The organism is Pseudomonas sp. MYb13 (assembly GCF_002980075.1).
Classification (GTDB): domain Bacteria; phylum Pseudomonadota; class Gammaproteobacteria; order Pseudomonadales; family Pseudomonadaceae; genus Aquipseudomonas; species Aquipseudomonas lurida.
In genome coordinates this window covers 40,095-55,067 of record NZ_PCQI01000008.1, presented here as the reverse complement: position 1 = coordinate 55,067, position 14,973 = coordinate 40,095, and the positions used below count along the sequence as shown (strand labels likewise).

Genomic DNA, 14,973 nt, shown 5'->3' with positions numbered 1-14,973 from the left:
CGTGTCCAAGACTCACGAACCCGTTCCATCCGTCTCGAGCAATGACCGTCGACAATTCCTGCAGCTGGCCGGCGCTGGCGCAGGGGCACTTTTGCTCGCAGGGGCACTGCCCAGCGTTGCGGCGCCTACCGCACCCGTTACACCGCCCAAGCCTGGCGATGAGGCTGACCCGCGCCAGGCGTTGGCCCGGTTGATGGCAGGCAATCACCGCTTCGCCGCCAACGTCACTCAGCGCCACGACTTCATGACAGAACGGGAAATACTGGTGAGTCACCAACACCCTTTCGCGACGGTGCTGGGTTGCGCCGACTCAAGAGCTGCCCCCGAGCACATCTTCGACACCGGCCTGGGCGAGCTGTTTACCGTACGAGTAGCGGGCAACTTCGTAACTGACAACGAACTCGCCAGCCTCGAATATGCCATCGCAGTGCTAGGCACGCCTGTGGTCATGGTGCTCGGACACGACAGTTGCGGCGCACTCTCGGCCGCGGTGAAGGCCATCCAGGAAAACGCCACTTTCCCCGGCAAGATCCAGGGCCTCGCGCAAGCCTTCAAACCCTCCGTGAACAAGGTATTGAAGGCTCCCGGCCCATTGCTTGCCAATGCCATCGCGCAAAACGTCATCGACACCGTCGCGCGCCTCAAGCACGAGCCTGGCCTGCTGCGCGACGCCGTGGCCCGAGGCAAACTCGGCATCGTCGGCGGCGTTTACCGATTGCACAGCGGAGTCGTGGAGTTGATCACTTAAGGCCCTCAGGTTCGCCAGTGTCCACTGTTCGCCATCACTCCCACAGCGTCGGCAAAACCGGCCTGGGGCGTGGTATTCAATGTCACCAGACCCACGCACCGACTCGGCTTCAGCGCCGCCGCGCGCGTGGCCACCCGCCCGCCCGCTTCCACCCCTGCCAGGACCGCTTCGGGGATGTGCAGCGCATTCATCAGGTCCAGCACATCCTGGCCGAGCACGGCGTCGTCTGCAGTGCGCAGGTACGGCACGATCACGCGAAAGCCCTGGGCGGCCAGCGGGGCCGTCAGGTCGGCAAACACGTGGACATCGGTTGCCAGCAAAATGATCGCCCGTCCCTCCTGCGCCCCGAACTCCTCATAACGGATCTCCTGGTCATCGGTACTCACCTGTTGCACCGCAAACGCCGGTGCGGCGATCACCACCGCTGCCAGCAGTAAAAAATCACGACGATCAAACATGACTCACCCCCACAATCAATTCACTGCCGAGCCAACCGGCCAGGTACTCGCCCGCCTGTATCACGCCCGCCTCTTCGCCCAGGCGCTGCACCAGCCATTCACACAGCCCGGCAAAACTGCCGTCGGCCTGCACGTGCTGCAACGCCTGAAGTTCCTGCGTATCCACCTGGCGCAAGCGCGAGGTGAATTGACGCCGCCACACCAGCAAGCCGCCCGGTTGCGCCAGCATCACAGCTTCGGGCGCGGGCACGTCCTGCCACAACGCCGACCAGACCGCCTCGGCATTGGTGGTCAGGCCGTGGCAACGCAACGACGGCGTCAGTTGCAGCACCGCTGTGTCCCAGTCCAGCCCAACCAACGCCTGCGGCGTCAGGGGCAGCGCATCAGCGGCGACGAAAGCTTCGTTCAGGGCGGACTCGATCCACGCCAGCTCATGCACATCCGGATTGCGCGGGAACACGTCCCTTAACGTCGCGTAGAACCCCTCGGGGTACGCGTCCAGTGTCCAGGCATGAGGCGGGTGGCGGTCGATGTGGGTGATGCTCGCAGCCAGGAAGGCCTCCTCCCCGAGCCAGCGGCGCAGGTTGGGAAACGCCTGTTCCAGGCAACCTACCAACTGTGCGCGGTAGTTGTTCTGGTACACCGCCAGGCCTGCGTGGTCATCGCCCAATAATTGCGCGGACGCGTCCGAGGCGCTCACCAACCACTCGCGAAAGGTCTGCTGTAGCTGCGCCAGGTTCATCGCTTTGCCCCCAAGGTGCGGGCCAACGCCAGTTCGTGAAGCAATTCGGCGAGCGGTGGGATCTCGTCATCGCGCTCGATCATGGTCGCCACCGGGCCGAGCCGGGTAATGGCGTGCGCGTACAGCGCCCAGACCCCGGAGCACACTGGGCTGTCATGGCTGTCGATCAAGAGGCCGCGGCCCTGGCTGTGGCCCGCCAGGTGCACCTGGCGCACCCGCTCGGCAGGGAGGCCCTCGAGAAACGCCAGGGCATCGAAACCGTGGTTGCTGGCACTGACAAACACATTGTTGACGTCCAGCAGCAGTTCACAGCCGGTGCGCTTGGCCATGGCCCCGATAAATTCCCACTCGGTCATGGAGGCGCCCTCAAATGCCAGGTAACTGGAGGGGTTCTCGAACAGCAGGGTGCGGCCGAGCACGTCCTGGGCCTGGTGGATATTGGCGCACACGCGCGCCAGTGCTTCGTCGGTGTAGGGCACGGGCAACAAGTCATGGGCGTTGAAGCCTCCGCTGCGCGACCAGCTCAGGTGGTCGGAGACAAACAGCGGCTCGACCTCGTCCACCAGCGACTTGAGGCGCAGCAGGTAGTCCATGTCCAGGCCCTCGGCCGTGCCGATGGACATGGACACCCCGTGCAGCGCCACCGGGTAGCGCTCGCGCACCTGGCGCAGGATATGCCGGGGCTGGCCGCCCGCGACCATGAAGTTTTCGGAGATCACCTCGACGAAATCCACGGGCACCGAGGTCTCCAGGAAGTCGCCGTAGTGCTCCTTGCGCAGCCCCAGGCCATAGCCTGAGAAGTGAGGGTTGGATATCGGCATCGCGGACCTTCGCAAAGAATAAGTGGCGAGCCCGCAGGGGCTCGCCGGGTGGTTTACTTCGGTTCGGTCAGGGTGCCGCCGGCCTTCAGGCACTCGGACGGGGTCTTGACGATCACGCCTTCGCCCTTGCAGCTGTTGAGGCCCTTGCAGTCGTTCTTGGCGGTGGCGCACAGGCTGGTGCCCTTGCACGTGTTGACGCCGTAGCAACGGCCGGGTTTTTCCTGCGAGTCGGCAGCGCTGGCAGCCGTGGCGAACGAGGCCGATGCCATGGCGATCAGGGCAGCAGCGGCAGCGAGGCTCAGGCGGGATTTGAGTGCAGTGCTCATGGGTGTTTCTCCGGGGGGTGGGGTGAATTACTGGATAACGGAAGCCGCGTCTTCGATGACCTTTGCCACAGCCTCAGGCTGGGAGATGTACACCGAGTGGCTGGCTTTGATTTCGGTGACCTTGGAACCGGCACGCTTGTACATCCAGCGCTGCAGGTCCGGGCTCAGGGCACGGTCTTCGGTGGAGACCACCGCGTAGGTCGGTTTCTTGTGCCAGGCCGCGGCCCAGACGGTGCCGCCGAACAAAGCCGTGGTCGCGGGCACTTGGGAGGCGGCCATGAAGTCGGTGCGGTTAGTCGTCAGGTCGGCGGCAAAGTCGGCGTTGAATTGGGTGCGATCAAAGAACAGGTGACCGTCGCGGCTGGCCTTGATGTCATCACTGGGCGCCGGCATGGAGCCGATCAACTGGGCCATGTTCTCGCCCACTTCCGGCTGCAGTGCCGACACGTAGACCAGCGACTTGACCTTGTCGCGGTCGCCGGCAATCGAGATCACCCCGCCACCGGAACTGTGGCCCACCAACACCACCGGGCCGACTTGCTGCTCCAGCACTTCGCGCGCCTCGGCCACATCGGCAGCCAGGCTCTCGTGGCCCTGGTGCACCACGGTGACCTTGTAGCCCTTGTGGATCAGAATGTCGTGCACCACGCGCCAGCCTGAACCGTCGACAAATGAACCGGGCACAATCACGACGCTTTTACCGGTGCCGGGCAATGGCGCGTCGGCCGCCTGGGCCAACATCGGAACGGTCAGGGCCATGGCAATGGCCAGGGAAGAAAGCATGCGCATTGGAAATCTCCATCAAAGTTACGAACGTTTGCCCGAGATCAGGCGGTCCAGCGACCAGGCTCCACCGCCGTACGCCAGCAGTGGCAACAGCAGGCCCGCCCAAGTCAGGTGCACCGGCCAGGCATCGGGGTACACAAACACCTCGATCACCAGGGTCATGCCCAGCAGCGCGGCGGCGGCCGGACGGGTCAACAGGCCCAGCACCAGCAACAGCGGGAACACATGCTCGGCGTAGGTCGCCAGGTGCGCTGCCCACTCCGGCGGGATCAGCGGCAAGGCGTATTCCGAGCGGAACAGTGTGTAGGTCGACGGCTTGAGTTCAAGGAACCCGCTGACCTTGGTGCGTCCTGACAGAAAGAACACCGCCGCAATGCCCACCCGAGCCACCAGCAACAGCAGGGCCTGTGGCAGCAGTCGCTGGATCACCCTCGTCGAGGCCGCTCGGCTCACGGCTGCTCCGTCAGGCTGCCGTGGCCTTTAGGCGTCTTGATCTGGGTGCAGGTGCCCTTGTCGACCAGCACCCACGCGTTGCCTTGGTAGTCGGCGGTGGCGGTGCCGGCACACGAAGTGCCTTTGCCCGCGGCGCAATCGTTGGCACCGGCGAGGGACACGCCGAAGCATTTTTCCTGGGGCTTGGGCTCATCGGCATGGGCCACGGCCGCAAAGGCGCTGATGGACAGGGCGAGGGTTGCCGCGAGGGCTGCGTAGGGACGCTTCATGGGGGTGAGTCTCCTGGCTTGACTGAGTGTGGCCAGGGCGCCTTGGGGTCGGTGACCGCCTGCGCCATCTGGTGGACAGAGTTAAAGCCAGGCGTGTATCCGCTCTGTGTCGCGAACGCGATAGAACGTCATGCGGGTGTATCAGGGGGGGACGGGGATACAGTCCGATACACAGTCGATAAAACAGTGCCAAGACGCGGGCGCTTTATCCGGCATCCCGAACGCCACCCCCTGCGAACTATCCGTCTTTGCGCAAGCGTGCGTTTCGGCGGCGTCGGTTACCGCAAAAATCACCACGAATGGGTAACGCGCCCCCCGCCCCCAGCCTTCAGATGGGTGTTGCCGGAAACATCGTACTCAGGTCCAGATGACCATCCTTCAACGGTGGGCACCAGTAGTACCCACCGGTCAACGGCTTACTGATGCGATACAGACCATCGACAATCCCATCCTCCAACCCACTCATCCGCCGCAACTGCGCTTCGAACGCATTGAACGAATGGCCAAACGCAAGGAACATCAGCCCAGCCTGACCGTTCTCGGCCCACGGCATGGAGCGGCGTACCACGAAGGCTTCCGGCGTGAAGCTCTCCTGGGCGGTGCGCTTGGTGTGGGCAGATTCGGGCGCGTCGTCCAACTCTTCGTTGTCGCCATGCCGGCGGCCAATGATGTGGTCGCGCTCTTGCGCAGGCAAGGCGGCAAAGCCGTCGAGGTCGTGCTGCCATTGCTGGATCGCGGCGAAGCTGGCACCGCTGTCGGTCAGGGCGGCTTCGACCGCTGCGTCGTCGTGGGGGTTTTCGGTACCGTCTTCGTAGTCGGTGAGGTCGAAGCCGGTCTTGTAGCGGAAACCTTCGGTCATCTGCACCAGGCGAAACGCCGGGGCCAATGCCTTTTCCAGTGCACGGCTGCGCAACAGCAATTCACCGCGGTCCTCACCCTGCTGCCATACCCACAATGCCTGCTGGGTAGACGGGTTATGCGCGCCCGGCCCACTGACCGTGGGGAATGGGCGCAGACCGTCAATGCGGGCGCCCAGCGCGGTGACCAGCGGCTCGCCAACACCGACCACTGTCGCCGTGTCGGCCAGCTGTACCAACGCATCCAGCGCAGCGGGCACGGCTGCCAGGGTATCCACGGCGAAAAACAGATGGCGTGCCTGCAACGGCACCGGTGTGACAAGAATGCCCGGCTGGTACTGACTCATGTGAACTCCTTCAAGAAAGCCGCGCAGTTTAACCTTCAGGCGCAGTGCGACGCACAAGAAAGCGCGCGAGCCTTGCCATAGAGCCTATTGTTGGGTGACTCTCTAGTCATGTTTTGCAACTATTCCAGGGGTAGCGACATGACCACCAGCAACCTGCTCGCCCAGCTGTTTCCCACCTGCGCCGCCGACATTCCCGAACAGTTCCGCCTTGCGGCGCCCATCGAACAGCGTGATTACCTGGTCGACGGCCAGTTGAAGGTATGGAACGGTCCCTTGGCCAAGGTGCAAAGCCCGGTGCAACTGGGCGACGAACGCGTGCACATCGGCAGCACGCCGCTGCTGGATGCCGAAACCGCCCTCACCGCGCTCGACGCCGCGGTGCGCGCCTATGATCGCGGCCAGGGTGAATGGCCGACCCTGCGCGTGGCAGATCGTATCCAGCATGTCGAAGCGTTCCTGCGGCGCATGCGGGAACAGCGCGACGCGGTGGTCAAGCTGCTGATGTGGGAGATCGGCAAGAACCTCAAGGATTCACAGAAAGAGTTCGACCGTACCTGCGACTACATCACCGACACCATCAATGCCCTCAAAGAGTTGGACCGCCGTTCCAGCCGCTTCGAGCTGGAGCAAGACACGCTTGGCCAGATCCGCCGCGTACCACTGGGCGTGGCGTTGTGCATGGGGCCCTATAACTACCCGCTGAACGAAACCTTCACCACCCTGATCCCGGCGCTGATCATGGGCAACACCGTGGTGTTCAAGCCGGCCAAGCTCGGCGTGCTGTTGATCCGTCCGTTGCTGGAGGCGTTCCGCGACAGCTTCCCGGCCGGGGTCATCAACGTGATCTACGGCAGCGGCCGCGAAACCGTCAGCGCGCTGATGGCCAGTGGCAAGATCGATATCTTTGCGTTTATCGGCACCAACAAAGCCGCGAGCGACCTGAAAAAGCTGCACCCGAAACCACACCGTCTGCGTGCGGCACTCGGCCTGGACGCAAAAAACCCAGGCATCGTGTTGCCTGAGGTGGACCTGGACAATGCCGTGAGCGAAGCCGTGACCGGGTCCTTGTCGTTTAATGGCCAGCGCTGCACCGCGCTGAAAATCCTGTTCGTGCATGAAGACGTCGTCGACCGCTTCATCGAGAAATTCAACCAGAAACTGGCCACGCTCAAACCCGGCATGCCGTGGGAAGACGGCGTGGCGCTGACGCCGTTGCCTGAAGTGGGCAAGGTGGACTACCTCAACGAGCTGGTGGCCGACGCAGCGCAGCACGGTGCCAACGTAGTGAATGAGAATGGCGGCAGCAGTCGAGGGTCATTTTTCTACCCGGCGGTGCTGTACCCGGTGAACCCGCAGATGCGCGTGTACCACGAAGAGCAGTTCGGCCCGGTGGTGCCGATCGTGCCTTACCGCGACTTGCAGACAGTGATCGACTATGTGCTGGACTCGGACTTCGGCCAGCAACTGAGTATCTTCGGCACCAGCGCCGTGGAGGTCGGGCGCCTGGTGGACACCTTCGCCAATCAGGTCGGCCGTATCAACATCAACGCGCAGTGCCAGCGTGGTCCCGACACCTTCCCCTTCAACGGGCGCAAGAACTCGGCCGAGGGCACGCTGTCGGTACATGACGCGTTGCGCGTGTTCTCGATCCGCACGCTGGTGGCGACCAAGTTCCAGGAAAGCAACAAGGCGCTGGTCAGCGACATTTTGCGCAACCGTGACTCAAGCTTCCTGACCACCGACTACATTTTCTGACAGCACCTGGGAGCCTGTGTGAAAGCAGGCACCTGTGGCGCTGGCTTGCCTGCGATGCAAGCACCGTGGTGCTCCCGCCACACTGGGCCGATGCGATCGCAGGCAAGCCAGCGCCCACATTTGATCGAGTCACCCCTGACTTTTTGAGGCCACTTTAATACCGATGAACCTGCACCTACCTCTGTTTGCCCGGCGCCTGCTACGTCCCCTGCTCGACCCCTACCGTCGCTATCGCCACGCCAAGCTGATCCACGCCGTGCGCGTGTCCATCGGGTTGCTGGCGACGATCCTGCTGACCACGGGCATCAACCTGCCCCACGGTGAGTGGGCGTCGGTCACCATGCTGATCGTGATCGGCGGTTTGCAGCACCACGGCAATATCGGCAAGAAAGCCGTGGAGCGCGCCTATGGTACGTTGATCGGCGCCAGCGTCGGCTTGTTGCTGGTGGTGCAGCAGGCCTACTTTGGCCAGCCGTTCTTGACCTACCTGTTGATGTCGGCGGTGTGCGGGTTCTTTTCGTATCACGCCATCGGCAAGGGCGGCTACATTGCGCTGCTGTCGGCGATCACCGTGTTCATCGTCGCGGGCCATGGAGACAACCCGATCTCGGATGGCTTGTGGCGCACGGTCGATATCCTGATCGGCATCGTCCTGGCCCTGGCGTTCTCCTTTGCCTTGCCGCTATACGCTGTGTACTCGTGGCGCTACAACCTGGCCAGCGCGTTGCGCGATTGCGCGGCGATCTACAGCCGAATCATCAATGGCCAGTCGGTCACCGACGATGAACACCTCAAACTGCTCAACCGCTTGAACGCGGCGATGGTGCAGTTGCGTTCGCTGATGCCGTCGGTGTCCAAGGAAGTGCGGATTTCGATGACGGAACTGGACGCGATCCAGCGGCATTTGCGCATGTGCATCAGCACCCTGGAAATCCTCGGAAATACCCGCCCAGATCCCCGGGACGAACAAGCGATGGCGAGGATGCAGGTGATGCTGAAAGCCGAACACCGGCAGATTCGAGTGCAGCTGGTAGGGATGGCGCGCGCCTTGAAGTCGGGCGTGACGGAGCGGTTGGAGCGGCCCAGTCACATCACGGGCGCCGAGCCAGCGCTGGATGCGCCGGTGTACAGTGCCCTGGATGGTTATCGGTTGTTGACGGTGCAACTGGCGGCAAACATTGATGCAATGCGCCAACGCCTGGCCAAAAGTGCCGGACACTGGAAGATTTAGAAGGTGGCGCGTCGACGCTGTTAACCGCCTCAGCACTTTCATACTTTTTCCTACATATTTTTCACGATTTATTCACATCCAGAGACGTAGGGTGAAGCCTCATCCGTTACAAACGTTGCACATCAAGCCCGCCGCCCCAGCGGGCTTTTTTTTGCCTTGCAAAAACACGTCTGCAAAACACGGCAGGCTTGAGGTGGCCCCAACAGGGATCAGCGCGAAACCTTGGCGGCGGGCGCCGACGCCTGTTCACGAATAGCCCGCTGGGTGTCGAGCACCCTGGCCAAGGCATTTTCCGCTTCCGGGCTTTGCTGCGGCACGCGAATCGCCGCCGACACCAGGGTGATCAACTTGGCCATCACTTCGGCATCCGTGGCCGGGCGCCCCAGGCTCATGGAGTTCATCAGCAGGCGCAGTTCAGTGCCGGCCATCACGCCGGATATCGCCTTGAGGGCAAATTGCAGGCGCACCCCCAGTTCATTGCGCGGCAGCTCGGGCAAGGCCAGGGCAAAGGCTTCGAAGAAGCGCTGGAACACCGGCTGGTAATGCACCTTGAGGTATTCCTGGATAAACGGCGATGTATCGCTGTAGACCCGCCCCAGGAACCGGATGAACGAACGCCCTTCCCCACTGGCGCTCGCCGGATCGCTACGCTCAAGGCCCATGGCCGGGGCAAACAGCACGCCGAGCAGGGTGTCGCAATCCAGCGGGCCGTCGGACTCGGCCTCACAGCGCGCGAGCAATTCCAGGCGCTGCTCGTTGAGCGGCTCCAGGCGCTGCATCAGCAGGGTTTTCATCAGGGAGTCCTTGTCCCCGAAGTGGTAGTTCACCGCAGCCAGGTTGACCTGGGCACGCTCGGTAATCTGCCGCAACAAAACCGCATCGTATCCGTACTTAATGAAGAGAGCCTCTGTCGCATCCAGCAGTCGAGTCTTGGTAATGTTTGGAGCGCTGACTTTCTTCGCGACCATAGAAGTTCCACGTGGGAAATATTGTTTTAAAAAATAATTTGATTTTTTATACCGGTGCCGTCGTCCGAAAGCAAGTAGTGACACACCGCCATATGATCGAAAGCCTTTGCTGGCGGGCTCGTTGAGCCTAGTCGAACGGATTCTGGACGGCCTGCAGTGCCATGGCAGAAATCGTTTCAAGGGGTGAAACCGCTCTATATCGATGGCTGGCGAAGCCGCTGGAACACGGTTAGTATTCAAACAATATTTTAAAAACAAGAAATAAAACCAGTCCGTGACGCGTACCAGGCAGCTCCCGAACTTGTAACAATGCTTTTCCGGGGACAGCACGGCACCGTCGAGACTGCAGGCGTAGTCATGATGACAGATACCCGCGCGCACCCAGGCTTGATCTCACTGCACGGCATCGGCAAAAGCTATCAGCTGGCCGGGCAACACCTGTCCATTCTCAATGATGTCTGCCTGTCCATTGCCAGCGGTGACAGCTGCGGCATCCTCGGCGCGTCCGGCTCCGGCAAAAGTACCCTGCTTAATATCCTTGGCCTGCTGGACCTGCCCAACTGCGGCGAGTACCGCTTTGCCGGGCACGACATTTTCAACGCCACCCCCGATGAGCTGGCGGCGATCCGCAACCAGCAAATCGGCTTCGTGTTCCAGAGCTTCAATCTGCTGCCACGCCTCAGTGCACTGGACAACGTCGCGTTGCCCCTGGGTTATCGCGGCGTGTCGCGCCATGAGTCGGTGGAGCAGGCCCTGCGCATGCTCGAACAGGTCGGCCTGGCCGACCGCGCACACCACCGCCCCGCCGACCTCTCCGGCGGCCAGCGCCAGCGGGTCGCCATTGCACGGGCTCTGGTGGGCAAGCCTTCGGTGATCCTGGCCGACGAACCGACCGGTAACCTCGACAGCACCACGGCCCAGGAGATCATGGACCTGTTGCTGGCACTGAACCGCGAGCAACAGGTCACGCTGATCATCGTCACCCACGACCCGCACATCGCCGAGCGCCTGGACCGCAAGATCCTGGTGCGCAATGGCGTGGTGAATGAGGCCGGGCGCCCATGAGCCTGCGGGTCGAACAGAGCGTCAGCCAACTGCTGCATGAAGCGTTCGTCAGCCTGCGCACCCTGGGCAAGCGCTCGGTCCTGGCACTGCTGGGCATTGTCATCGGCAGCTCGTCAGTGGTGGCGTTGATCAATATCGGGCACAACGCAGCAGTGGATGCCGCCATGATTTTCAAGGACATGGGCACCGACACCCTCGTCGCCCAGTTCCCGTCCAAAGGCAGCGGCACGGTGATGATGCCCGCCCGCCTCGACCTGGACGCCGTGCGCCAAACGGTGTCGGGCATTGCCCATATCGGCGCCCTCACGTTGTTCAGCGGGCCCATTGTGTTTCACGGCCGTACCGTCAATGCCAACTTCGTCGGCAGCACACCGGGCATCCAGGACGCGATGCGCCTGGCGGTGCAACAAGGGCGTTTCCTCTCAAGTTTCGATGCCAGTGAAACCTACGGCGTGATCGGCAGCCAATTGGCCGAGGCCCTGGGGGCGCCGGGCGACCCGCTGCAACTGGGCGACCGCGTGCGTATCAACGACTACCTGTTCCTGATCGTGGGCATCCTGCGCAGCCAGCCCCGGGCGATGTTGATGCCGGTGCAGGCCAACGAGTCGCTGTTCATCCCCGCCGAAGGCATGCGCCGCATCTATGCCCTGCCGCAGGTCGGCAATGTGATCATCCGCGCCATGCCCGGCCAGGACATGGAACGGCTCGCCCAGGAGGCGGCCACCGCGTTGAGGCCCCAACTTCCCGACCACGATGTGGATATCCAAGTGCCTCAGCAAATGATCGACGGCATGACCCGGCAAAGCCGCACCTTCGCCTATCTGCTGCTGGCCCTCGGTGCAATCTCCCTGGTGGGCGGTGGCGTGGGCGTGATGAACGTGATGCTGATGAACGTGTCGGAGCGGCGTCGCGAGATCGGCATTCGCATGGCACTGGGCGCGCGTCAGCGAGATATCCGTAACCTGTTCCTGCTCGAGGCCGTGACCCTCACCGCCGTCGGCGCACTGTGCGGCGCGGTCCTGGGCATGACCGCTGCCTGGCTGTACGCCTGGCTGTCGGGCTGGGCGTTTGCCCTGGCCGTCGCCGCCCTGCCGCTGGGAGTAGGCAGTACGTTATTGGTGGGGCTGTTTTTCGGCATCTACCCGGCGGTCTCTGCCTCACGGCTGCAGCCGGTGGAGGCCCTGCGCGATGAATAGGTGGCTGTTCTGGCTTGCCCTGGTCAGCCTGCCGGGCATGGCCGCCGACGTGGTGATCAAACCGTCGGCACCGAGTACGACCCGCAGCGGCTACGACCGCAGTGTCTCGCTGAATGCCCAGGTCACCACCATGACCCTGGGTGATGCGGTGTACCTGGGCTTGCGCAATAACCCGGCGATCCGCAGTGCGTACCTGCAACGGGTGGCGCAGAAATTCGACCTGCGCGTGGCCGAAGATGTGTTCAACCCCAAGCTCACGCTCAACAGTTACTACCGCAGCACCCGCGGCTCCGCCGACAATGCGCGCAATGCCAACGTGGCGCCGGCCACCAGCCTGCTCGGTGAGTACGGCACGCGCTTGAGCATGGCCTGGACCCAACAATTGAACAACGCAGACCGCGCCGGCCGCTACCGCAGCGACGGCCTGGACCTGGCAATCATCCAACCGCTGATGCGCGGCGCCGGCTGGGACGCCACCACCGCGCCGCTGCGCCTGTCGCGCCTGGCGGAGCAGGCCAACCGCCTGAACCTCAAGGCCACCGTGGCGCAGACCATCAGCCAGATCATCGCCACCTACCGCGAATTGCTGCGCGCCCAGGAGCAATTGAGCATCGTGCAGGACGCCCTCAAGCGTTCCGGCACCTTGCTGGAAGTGAACAAGGCGCTGATCAGCGCCGGGCGCATGGCCGAATTCGAAATCGTACAGACCGAAGCCGATATCGCCACCCAGCAACTGGGGGTGGAAGAGGCGCAGAACCAACTGGACTCCAGCCGCCTGGCCCTGCTGCGCCTGCTGGCCCTGGACCTGTCCACGCCGATCCGCGCCACCGAAGCCCTGGAGGCCAGGCCCATGCAGATCGACAAGCGCCAGGCCTTCAACCTGGCGCAAACCCAGCAACCGGAATACCTCGCCGCCCTGCTCGGCAGCCAGCAGGCCGACCTCGACCTGGTGATCGCCAAGGACTCCGGGCGTTGGCAGGTGGACCTCGTGGCCGGTGCCAACCAAGTGCGCGACGCCTACGATAACGATGCCGGCCGCTCCAACAACCGCACCTGGGAGAGCTACGCTGGAGTGCAGGTGCAAATCCCCATCGGTGATATCAGCACGCGCCAGGCCGAAGTGCGCGCGCGGGTGAATGTGGAGGACCAGGAGATCCGCATCACCGATGCCCGCCAGGAACTGGAACGCAGCGTCAACGACGTGGTACGCGACCTCGGCACCCGCTGGCGCCAATATGAAATCTCCCAGCATGCGGTGGAGTTGTCGCGACGCAAGATCGAGATCGAGCGGGAAAAACTCAGCGCCGGGCGTTCCACCAACTTTCAGGTGCTGAGCTACGAGACCGACCTGCGCAACGCCGAAAACGCGCAACTCAATGCGCTGATCGCTTATTTGAACGCCCAGACCCAGCTCGACTTGACCCTGGGCATGACGCTAGAGAGTTGGGAAATCGCCCTCAATGACTACTAATCAGAAACGCCTGCTGGGTGCTGTATTGATCGTGCTGCTGGGCGGCGCGGGCCTGGCCTTGCGCAGTCCGGCCTCCGACCCAGCCAGCACCGCCGAGCAGTGGCTGGCCATCAAGCCCGACGCGCTGGTGCACCAGATCGGCCTGGTGGGCAAGATCGAACCCGACACCACCATCACCCTCACCGCGCCCTTCGACGGCAATGTGCAAGCCAACCTGGTGGAACAAGGCCAGCGGGTCGAGGCCGGCCAGGTGCTGTTGCGCATGGACCCGGCCACCCTGGAAGTGCAACTGCGTGACGCCCTCTCGGCCCAGCTCAAGGCCCGACGCACCGTGCAAGAGATGCATGACTGGGACAGCAGCCCCGCAGTCGGCCGCGCGCGCCGCAGCCTGCGCACCACGGAAATGAACGCCGGCAATACCCAGCGCAAACTCACTGAAAGCGAAAACCTGTTCAAGCGCGGCATCATCCCACGCAACGAACTGGACGACCTCAGGCAGCAGGTCCAACAGCAACAGCTCGACCTTGCTTCGGCCCGCAGCGAACTGCAGCAGGCCATCGAACAGGGCAAGGGCGAATACCGCCAGATCGCCGACATGGAACTGACCAATGCCACGGTGAAATACGACGCCTTGAATAAGCTGCTCGAGGGCAAGGACGTCAAGGCGCCGTTCTCAGGCATCGTGGTGCCACCGCCCGGCAATACGTCCGCCCAAGGGGGTGGCAACAACAATGCCCCGGTCCAGGCCGGCAGCAAGGTCAGCCAGGGTCAGGTGCTGTTCGGCCTGGCGAATATCGAACGGCTGAAAATCGTCGCCAAGGTGTCGGAACTGGACATCAACCAGCTGCACCAGGGCCAGGCGGTGGAAGTGCTGGGGGACGGGTTCGATGGCGAGCGGCTGACCGGTTCAGTCAGCGCGGTCAGTGGCTTGGCGATTGCCGGTGACAGCCAGGGCAGCGCGCAGTTTCCGGTGACCCTGTCGATCCCCAAGCTCACGCCGCAGCAGTTGCAGCGGGTGCGGCTGGGGATGAGCGCGCGGTTGACCATCGTGACCTACAACAATGCGCAGGCGATTGTGATTCCGAGCCAGGCGATCCAGCCGGACATGACGGTCGAATACCGCGAGGCCATGGACAAGCCGGTGGAGCAGGTAAAAGTGACCACCGGGCAATCGACCGCGCAAGGCGTGGAAGTATTCGGCCTAAAGCCAGGGTTTGTGAAAATCCCCAGGTAAATGAAGTGCCAAATGTGGGAGCGGGCTTGCCCGCGAAGGCGGAGTGACAGTCGATACATTCATTGACTGATCCGACGCATTCGCGGGCAAGCCCGCTCCCACATTTAGATTTGTGTCAGCCTGGCGGCAGGCGCCTTGGCCTGAATCGCCCCTGTGCATCCACCACTGCCCCCGGCATCCGCCGCAATCCCCCAACGCCAGCGGCCCGGGCTGGATCAGCCAATCGACCGGCCAGGGTGTGGAAGT

General features: G+C 63.0%; 16 protein-coding genes. 7 read left to right on the top strand and 9 right to left on the bottom strand.

The genetic code is table 11. From position 1 onward, the window contains the following. Position 1: 1 nt before the first annotated feature. Positions 2-748 carry a carbonic anhydrase gene (locus CQ002_RS16090; RefSeq protein WP_105162500.1) on the top strand — a complete coding sequence of 249 codons (747 nt, stop codon included), beginning with the start codon at positions 2-4 and terminating at the stop codon, positions 746-748. A gap of 5 nt (positions 749-753) precedes the next feature. Here the strand turns inward: CQ002_RS16090 and CQ002_RS16085 are convergent, their stop codons facing one another. The 8 genes from CQ002_RS16085 to CQ002_RS16050 all read right to left on the bottom strand — a co-directional run bounded on the left by CQ002_RS16085 (position 754) and on the right by CQ002_RS16050 (position 5,807). Further along, a complete protein-coding gene (locus CQ002_RS16085) occupies positions 754-1,206 on the bottom strand; it encodes an alpha/beta fold hydrolase (protein ID WP_105162501.1) in 453 nt (150 codons plus the stop codon). Next, positions 1,199-1,948 carry a DNA-binding domain-containing protein gene (locus CQ002_RS16080; RefSeq protein WP_105162502.1) on the bottom strand — a complete coding sequence of 250 codons (750 nt, stop codon included), beginning with the start codon at positions 1,946-1,948 and terminating at the stop codon, positions 1,199-1,201. The genes CQ002_RS16085 and CQ002_RS16080 overlap by 8 nt, the downstream gene beginning before the upstream one ends. Next, positions 1,945-2,769 carry a DUF692 domain-containing protein gene (locus CQ002_RS16075; RefSeq protein ID WP_034106879.1) on the bottom strand — a complete coding sequence of 275 codons (825 nt, stop codon included), beginning with the start codon at positions 2,767-2,769 and terminating at the stop codon, positions 1,945-1,947. The genes CQ002_RS16080 and CQ002_RS16075 overlap by 4 nt, the downstream gene beginning before the upstream one ends. A gap of 53 nt (positions 2,770-2,822) precedes the next feature. Continuing rightward, entirely contained in the window at positions 2,823-3,095 is a 273-nt protein-coding gene (locus tag CQ002_RS16070; RefSeq protein ID WP_034106881.1) for a hypothetical protein, read from the bottom strand. Positions 3,096-3,122: 27 nt separating this feature from the next. After that, positions 3,123-3,884 (bottom strand): alpha/beta fold hydrolase, encoded by a 762-nt coding sequence (locus CQ002_RS16065; protein ID WP_034106883.1) that lies wholly within the window; start codon positions 3,882-3,884, stop codon positions 3,123-3,125. Positions 3,885-3,902: 18 nt separating this feature from the next. After that, positions 3,903-4,334: a DoxX family protein gene (locus CQ002_RS16060; RefSeq protein ID WP_105162503.1), complete on the bottom strand. Its 432-nt coding sequence runs from the start codon at positions 4,332-4,334 to the stop codon at positions 3,903-3,905. Continuing rightward, entirely contained in the window at positions 4,331-4,603 is a 273-nt protein-coding gene (locus CQ002_RS16055; protein WP_069077593.1) for a DUF2282 domain-containing protein, read from the bottom strand. The genes CQ002_RS16060 and CQ002_RS16055 overlap by 4 nt, the downstream gene beginning before the upstream one ends. Before the next feature lie 328 nt (positions 4,604-4,931). Further along, positions 4,932-5,807 carry a Dyp-type peroxidase gene (locus CQ002_RS16050; RefSeq protein WP_098466850.1) on the bottom strand — a complete coding sequence of 292 codons (876 nt, stop codon included), beginning with the start codon at positions 5,805-5,807 and terminating at the stop codon, positions 4,932-4,934. 138 nt (positions 5,808-5,945) lie between these two features. On the opposite strand from CQ002_RS16050, the gene CQ002_RS16045 reads away from it, so the two are divergent. Both CQ002_RS16045 and CQ002_RS16040 read left to right on the top strand, forming a co-directional pair. Then, on the top strand, positions 5,946-7,562 hold the full coding sequence (locus CQ002_RS16045) for an NADP-dependent glyceraldehyde-3-phosphate dehydrogenase (RefSeq protein WP_098466851.1): 1,617 nt from the start codon (positions 5,946-5,948) through the stop codon (positions 7,560-7,562). Between the two features lie 169 nt (positions 7,563-7,731). Then, positions 7,732-8,793: an FUSC family protein gene (locus CQ002_RS16040; protein ID WP_034106989.1), complete on the top strand. Its 1,062-nt coding sequence runs from the start codon at positions 7,732-7,734 to the stop codon at positions 8,791-8,793. A 209-nt stretch (positions 8,794-9,002) separates the two neighbouring features. On the opposite strand, the gene CQ002_RS16035 is transcribed toward CQ002_RS16040, so the two are convergent. Beyond that, the gene (locus tag CQ002_RS16035; protein WP_034106890.1) at positions 9,003-9,761 is read right to left on the bottom strand and encodes a TetR/AcrR family transcriptional regulator; all 759 of its coding nucleotides are present in this window, start codon (positions 9,759-9,761) and stop codon (positions 9,003-9,005) included. Between the two features lie 357 nt (positions 9,762-10,118). On the opposite strand from CQ002_RS16035, the gene CQ002_RS16030 reads away from it, so the two are divergent. The 4 genes from CQ002_RS16030 to CQ002_RS16015 are packed head-to-tail and all read left to right on the top strand — an operon-like array spanning position 10,119 to position 14,727. Beyond that, a complete protein-coding gene (locus CQ002_RS16030; RefSeq protein WP_034106892.1) occupies positions 10,119-10,826 on the top strand; it encodes an ABC transporter ATP-binding protein in 708 nt (235 codons plus the stop codon). Further along, complete coding sequence (locus tag CQ002_RS16025) at positions 10,823-12,022, top strand: ABC transporter permease (protein WP_034106894.1); 1,200 nt, start codon at positions 10,823-10,825, stop codon at positions 12,020-12,022. Before CQ002_RS16030 ends, CQ002_RS16025 begins: the two co-directional genes overlap by 4 nt. Beyond that, entirely contained in the window at positions 12,015-13,493 is a 1,479-nt protein-coding gene (locus CQ002_RS16020) for a TolC family protein (protein WP_105162504.1), read from the top strand. The genes CQ002_RS16025 and CQ002_RS16020 overlap by 8 nt, the downstream gene beginning before the upstream one ends. After that, positions 13,483-14,727, top strand: a complete 1,245-nt coding sequence (locus tag CQ002_RS16015; RefSeq protein ID WP_098466853.1) for an efflux RND transporter periplasmic adaptor subunit — start codon at positions 13,483-13,485, stop codon at positions 14,725-14,727. Before CQ002_RS16020 ends, CQ002_RS16015 begins: the two co-directional genes overlap by 11 nt. Positions 14,728-14,973 lie beyond the last annotated feature (246 nt).

Excerpts from the sequence above, each read along its gene's own strand:
- CQ002_RS16085 (WP_105162501.1), bottom strand. The coding sequence starts at position 1,206 with ATGTTTGATCGTCGTGATTTTTTACTGCTGGCAGCGGTGGTGATCGCC.
- CQ002_RS16080 (WP_105162502.1), bottom strand. The coding sequence starts at position 1,948 with ATGAACCTGGCGCAGCTACAGCAGACCTTTCGCGAGTGGTTGGTGAGC.
- CQ002_RS16075 (WP_034106879.1), bottom strand. The coding sequence starts at position 2,769 with ATGCCGATATCCAACCCTCACTTCTCAGGCTATGGCCTGGGGCTGCGC.
- CQ002_RS16070 (WP_034106881.1), bottom strand. The coding sequence starts at position 3,095 with ATGAGCACTGCACTCAAATCCCGCCTGAGCCTCGCTGCCGCTGCTGCC.
- CQ002_RS16065 (WP_034106883.1), bottom strand. The coding sequence starts at position 3,884 with ATGCGCATGCTTTCTTCCCTGGCCATTGCCATGGCCCTGACCGTTCCG.
- CQ002_RS16055 (WP_069077593.1), bottom strand. The coding sequence starts at position 4,603 with ATGAAGCGTCCCTACGCAGCCCTCGCGGCAACCCTCGCCCTGTCCATC.
- CQ002_RS16050 (WP_098466850.1), bottom strand. The coding sequence starts at position 5,807 with ATGAGTCAGTACCAGCCGGGCATTCTTGTCACACCGGTGCCGTTGCAG.
- CQ002_RS16045 (WP_098466851.1), top strand. The coding sequence starts at position 5,946 with ATGACCACCAGCAACCTGCTCGCCCAGCTGTTTCCCACCTGCGCCGCC.
- CQ002_RS16035 (WP_034106890.1), bottom strand. The coding sequence starts at position 9,761 with ATGGTCGCGAAGAAAGTCAGCGCTCCAAACATTACCAAGACTCGACTG.
- CQ002_RS16030 (WP_034106892.1), top strand. The coding sequence starts at position 10,119 with ATGATGACAGATACCCGCGCGCACCCAGGCTTGATCTCACTGCACGGC.
- CQ002_RS16025 (WP_034106894.1), top strand. The coding sequence starts at position 10,823 with ATGAGCCTGCGGGTCGAACAGAGCGTCAGCCAACTGCTGCATGAAGCG.
- CQ002_RS16020 (WP_105162504.1), top strand. The coding sequence starts at position 12,015 with ATGAATAGGTGGCTGTTCTGGCTTGCCCTGGTCAGCCTGCCGGGCATG.
- CQ002_RS16015 (WP_098466853.1), top strand. The coding sequence starts at position 13,483 with ATGACTACTAATCAGAAACGCCTGCTGGGTGCTGTATTGATCGTGCTG.